This is a genomic window from Frankia sp. CcMO1 (assembly GCF_977945845.1).
In genome coordinates this window covers 1-5,037 of record NZ_CDWTMG010000299.1, presented here as the reverse complement: position 1 = coordinate 5,037, position 5,037 = coordinate 1, and the positions used below count along the sequence as shown (strand labels likewise).

The 5,037-nt window shown below is 70.7% G+C and carries 4 protein-coding genes and 1 pseudogene; 1 reads left to right on the top strand and 4 read right to left on the bottom strand.

Going from position 1 to position 5,037, the window contains the following annotated elements; all coding sequences use genetic code 11:
• Positions 1 to 38 precede the first annotated feature (38 nt).
• The 4 genes and pseudogenes from AC08OU_RS22450 to metK all read right to left on the bottom strand — a co-directional run bounded on the left by AC08OU_RS22450 (position 39) and on the right by metK (position 2,866).
• The gene (locus AC08OU_RS22450; protein WP_476601781.1) at positions 39 to 173 is read right to left on the bottom strand and encodes a toll/interleukin-1 receptor domain-containing protein; all 135 of its coding nucleotides are present in this window, start codon (positions 171 to 173) and stop codon (positions 39 to 41) included.
• Positions 174 to 579: 406 nt separating this feature from the next.
• Positions 580 to 964, bottom strand: a pseudogene (locus AC08OU_RS22445) (ISAzo13-like element transposase-related protein); the annotation flags it as partial.
• Positions 965 to 986: 22 nt separating this feature from the next.
• The gene (locus tag AC08OU_RS22440) at positions 987 to 1,448 is read right to left on the bottom strand and encodes a DUF309 domain-containing protein (RefSeq protein ID WP_476601780.1); all 462 of its coding nucleotides are present in this window, start codon (positions 1,446 to 1,448) and stop codon (positions 987 to 989) included.
• A 212-nt stretch (positions 1,449 to 1,660) separates the two neighbouring features.
• Positions 1,661 to 2,866 (bottom strand): methionine adenosyltransferase, encoded by a 1,206-nt coding sequence (gene metK / locus AC08OU_RS22435; RefSeq protein WP_476601779.1) that lies wholly within the window; start codon positions 2,864 to 2,866, stop codon positions 1,661 to 1,663.
• A 1,150-nt stretch (positions 2,867 to 4,016) separates the two neighbouring features.
• Here metK and AC08OU_RS22430 point away from each other — a divergent pair.
• Positions 4,017 to 5,037: amidohydrolase family protein (locus AC08OU_RS22430; protein WP_476605717.1), on the top strand; the 1,021-nt coding region annotated here is incomplete at its 3' end.

The following is a 5,037-nucleotide window of genomic DNA, read 5'->3' as shown; positions in this document are numbered from 1 at the left end:
CAGTTACCAAACTGGCTGGGGTCTCACGCCCACCCCGGTTAACTTCGAAGACCCCCGATATGCCAGGCCTGAAGAAACACGCGATAACCGACCTCCTGTAGCTGCCAGGCGATCCATTCGGCCCAGTCCAGGTCGCGCTGGCAGTAGCTGATGAAGAAGTCGCCCTGGTCCACTCGATTCCCACCTGTGAAATCCTCCGCACTGCTCTCTCCAGCTGAAGGATAATCGTACCGCCGTTCCGGGATGAATGCCACCGTTCTGCCCCGCCGCAGCGGGGCAGAACGGGCAGGTGGTGCGCCGCGGGGTGGTGCGGTGGGGTCAACCGACGGGGCGGGGCTTGCCGTCGGCCGGGGCGGCCACGCCCCCAGGGTCTCGGCAAGTTTGCTTGGTAGCGGCTCGTAGTCCGCTCCTGGGGTGGTGGGAGTGTGTGGTCGGTTTGTTCGTGGGATGCGGCCCTGAACGCAATGTCATGTAGCCTAAGTTGATCATGTGGTGCAGGGTTGAGCGTGTGGAGCGGGTGTGCCAAGAAAACGACTCTGTCGCACATCTGGTGGTCGTTGACATGACCTGCTATACCACGTGCCCGGACCGGGTCAGCTCCCCCCTGCCAGCATGCGGGTCGATTTCACCGTCCATCGCAGCGGCGACTCCGGGTCCCCCGCTGGTCGGGCTCGACCAGCGCGAGCAGCGCGTCCACCAGGCGCGGGTCCTTCTCCCGCAGCGGTCTGCGGCCCGCGCCCGCCGTGCGGACCCGCCCGGACGGAGGCTGGCCACTGTCCAACGCCGCCGCCCCGCGCGAGACGGTGTCCTCCGAGACCCCCGCTGCCCGGGTCACCAGACGAATCCCGCCATGCCCCAACGCCCTGGCATCCGCCCCCAGCACCAGTCGCCGCCGACGCTCGTCCAGATGCGGCAGCAACACCGCGAACTTCTCCGCTAGGACCTCGTCGGTCCCCTCCCTCACAGAGCATGGTCAAAAGCCGAAGTTATTTTCCGGCGGCTCCCTGGTCCGGGGCGGTGATGCACGGTAATTCGGGATGGGCCTGGCCGATGTCGGCGATCCGCAGGTCCACCCAGGCGAGCAGACCAGGAACGGCTACGCCGTGCGGAGGCCGGTCCGCGTAGGGGGCGAGGTTCGCCGCGCCGCACCGCAGCACGGCCACGCCGCCCTTGACGTTGCCGCGGGCCAGATGGGTGACGCCGACGGCGAGCTGTGCCAGCCCGCGCCACAGCCCGCGCTCGCCGGGGTCGGTCTCCGGACTCTTCCAGACGGCCTCGAGTACCTCGTGTGCCTGGAAGAGAAGTCCCGCGTCGAGGAGTCGCTGGGCCTCGGCGAGTGCCGCGGCCGGCGGTAGCGGGGCCGAGGAGGCGAGCGGCGGCACGCCGGTCTCGCCGTGGGGAAGGGGGCGGCCCAGCGCGTCCCGGGGCCGTTCCCCGGGCCGGGACACCCCGGACCCTGGTTCAGTCGCGGGGTGTGCCCGGGGGACGGGGCGTGTTCCGGGCAGCGGCCGTGTTCCGGACGGTGCGCGTCGCCCGGAGCGGTCCGAAGTGGTCATGCGGTCCACTCTGACCGTCCCTAGCGGGTGGCGCCTCCCGTAGCCGCGCGGACCGGAGTCGTCGCCAGGCAAGACCTGGGGCGCGGTGTCAGCGTCCGCTGGTGTCAGCGGCTGATTGCGGCGCGCAGCGCGTCGGCGCGGTCCGTGCGCTCCCAGGTGAAGTCGGGCAGCGTCCGACCGAAGTGGCCGTAGGAGGCAGTCTGCCCGTAGATCGGCCGTAGCAGGTCGAGGTCCCGGATGATGGCGGCCGGGCGCAAGTCGAAGACCTCCGAGACGGCCCGCGCGATCTCCGGCACCGGTACGGTCTCGGTGCCGAAGGTCTCGACGAACAGGCCTACCGGCTCGGCCTTGCCGATGGCGTAGGCAACCTGCAGCTCCGCCCGCCGGGCGAGGCCGGCCGCGACGACGTTCTTGGCGACCCAGCGCAGCGCGTAGGCGGCCGAACGGTCGACCTTGGACGGGTCCTTGCCGGAGAAAGCACCGCCGCCATGACGGGCGTAACCGCCGTAGGTGTCAATGATGATCTTGCGGCCGGTCAGGCCCGCGTCGCCGATCGGGCCGCCGATCTCGAACCGGCCGGTCGGGTTCACGAGCAGCCGGTAGCCGTCTACCTCCAAGCCCAGGTTCTCCTCGGCCAGCCGCTTGAGCTCGGGGGCGATGACCTGGTCGCGGATGTCCGGAACCAGACGGGTGGCCAGGTCGACGTCGGCGGCGTGATGCGCGGACACGACCACCGTGTCCAACCGGACCGGGCGGTCCCCGTCGTATTCGATGGTCACCTGGGTCTTGCCGTCCGGCCGCAGGTAGGGCAGCAGGCCGGCGTGACGCACCTTCGACAGCCGCTGGGCGAGGCGGTGGGCCAGTGTGATCGGCAGCGGGAGCAGGTCGGGGGTCTCGTCGGTGGCGTAGCCGAACATGATCCCCTGGTCGCCGGCGCCCTGCTGGGCCAGCGTGTCCTCGCCGCCCTCGACCCGTGCCTCATAGGCCTTGTCGACGCCCTGGGCGATGTCCGGGGACTGGGCACCGATCGAGACCAGCACGCCGACGGTCGCGCCGTCGAAGCCGGTGGCGGCGTCGTAACCGATGTCGGTGAGGGTGCGCCGCACGACGGCGGTCACGTCGACGTGCGCGGAGCTGGTGACCTCGCCGGCCACGTGCACGTGCCCGGTGGTCAGCAGTGTCTCCACCGCGACCCGGGAGGTGGGGTCGCCGGCCAGGAACGCGTCGAGCAGGGCGTCACTGATCTGGTCGGCGAGTTTGTCCGGATGGCCTTCGGTGACCGACTCGGAGGTGAAAAGGCGACGGGACATGGAAGGATTCCTCATTTCATGGAACAAGATATGGAACAAGGTGATGTTGCGGGAGGAGGTGCCGGTCGCACGGGGACATACGTGCGCGGGTGGATCCGCGCCGGTACATCCCTGCCGGCACTGGCTGGCCGGCACGGTCATTTCACCAGGATCGGTGCTCGGGGTCCGGGTGCCGCGTCGGGCTCGTCGACGCCGTTGGATGTCGACGCCGTCGGATGTCGAACCGGCATGCGGGCATGCCCTCCGGGTCGGCGGGCGCCGAGGTGAGGAGAGGGGGGTGCTGGTCGCGCCGGCTCAATGGCCGGCCAGGCCGAGGGAGCGGACCGGAGCGGTGGATCTCGGGAACGCGCTGAGGGTGCGCCGGGACGAGCGCGTCCGCCGCGCGGCTCAGCGCGCGGTACAGATGGCGGAACTCACCAGGGAGAAGTCGACGTGGCCACGCGTAACGAGAACGGCCGGACCGAACACCGGATGATCTCACCACGGCGGTCAACCTGCCGTCAACGCCGCAGGCCGATCGTGTGCCATTGCCTGGGCGCGCGGACGAGCCGGTGATCACCACGATCGCCTACGAGCACGTGGATCGTGTCCGTTCCTACGAGTTGCTCGCCCGTGAGCGGACCTGACCGGCTCGTCCTTCGACCCTTTGCGTCATCCGGGACCGGTGATTACGGTGGAGTGTGACGGATGACACTGAGCGCGGTTATCCGGGAGCGAGTGAATCCGGGAGCGAGTGGGAGACAAGGAGACGTCGTGTCGGACGACCGGTGCGGGATCACGGCGACGCCGTGGCCTCAGCCGGGTGGCCGCGCGGTCGAACTCACTCATCGCCGTCATATCGACACCTGCCGCGTCAACACGGCGGCCTGTCCCCGTTGACCTCCGGATGACCTCCGGAACATCCGGACCTTCCGCACCCCGGCCTCGACCTTCGATCTGACATCCGCCTCCGCGCGTTTGTCGGTCGATGCTCGATCCGGCCGGAACGAGGCGCTGGAGGTCGTCGTCAACGGCAGGAACGGCGCTGGCCATGACCGATCCCCTGGCATCATCGGAACAATCCCTGACTCCGGAGCAGCCTTCGGCGCACGGGCGATCCACCGCGACGGAACGGTCCGAGTCCGGCCGCTCCGAGTCCGAGCGGTCGACGGTGCCCGGACGATCCGAGGCGGCCGAGGCCTTCGTCCTGCGGGGGGTGCACGTCCTCGACAAGACCGGGCGCTTCGGTGAGCCGACCGACGTCGCCGTCGGCGGCGGGATCATCCATGCGGTCGGCACGCGACTCGGCCTCGACCGGGACGCCGTCGACGTTGACGCCCACGACCTGTGGCTGATGCCAGGGGTCGTCGACTGTCACGCTCACGTCACGCAGTCCACCTATGATCCGTTCGAGCTGGCGACGGCGTCGCTGTCCACGCGGGTCCTGCAGACCGCCGCCGCGTTGCGGGCGTCGTTGGCGGCCGGTGTCACACACCTGCGGGATGCCGGCGGCGCCGACGCCGGCATCCGGGACGCGGTCAGCGCGGGCACCGTGCCCGGACCGCGGCTCGCCGTGTCCGTCGTCGGGCTGAGCCGGTCCGGGCGGCACGGTGACGGGGCGATCATCGGTCCCGGGCTGGAGTCGGCCGAAGATGTTCTCATGCCGGACTATCCCGGCCGGCCCCCGCATACCGTTACCGAGGCGGGCAGCCTGCCGGCGTCGGTGCGGGGCGTTCTGCGTGCGGGTGCGGACTGGATCATGATCTACGCGAGCGGTGGGGTGATGTCCGCCCGGCCGGGGCAGCCCGAGCCGCAGTTCAGCCCGGTGGAGCTTGCGGCCGCCGTCGCGGAGGCCCGGCGGTACGGACGCCCGGTGATGATGCATGCCTTGGGCGAGCGGTCGATCGAGGCCGCGGTCGCCGCCGGAGCGCGGTCCATCGAGCACGGCATCGGGCTCACCGAGCCCGTGGCGGCCGCCGTGGCGGCCGCCGGGGTGACGCTCGTCCCCACCCTGTCGCCCTACCAGGACCTGGCGGCGCTGGCGGCCACCGGAGTGCTGCCGGGCTGGGCGGTGGACCGGGCCGAGGCCACCGAGGCCGCGCTGGCCGGCACGATCGCGGTCGCCCGTGCGGCGGGGGTGCCGATCGCGCTCGGCAGCGACGCCCGGCACCGCACCCGGCACGGCACGAACC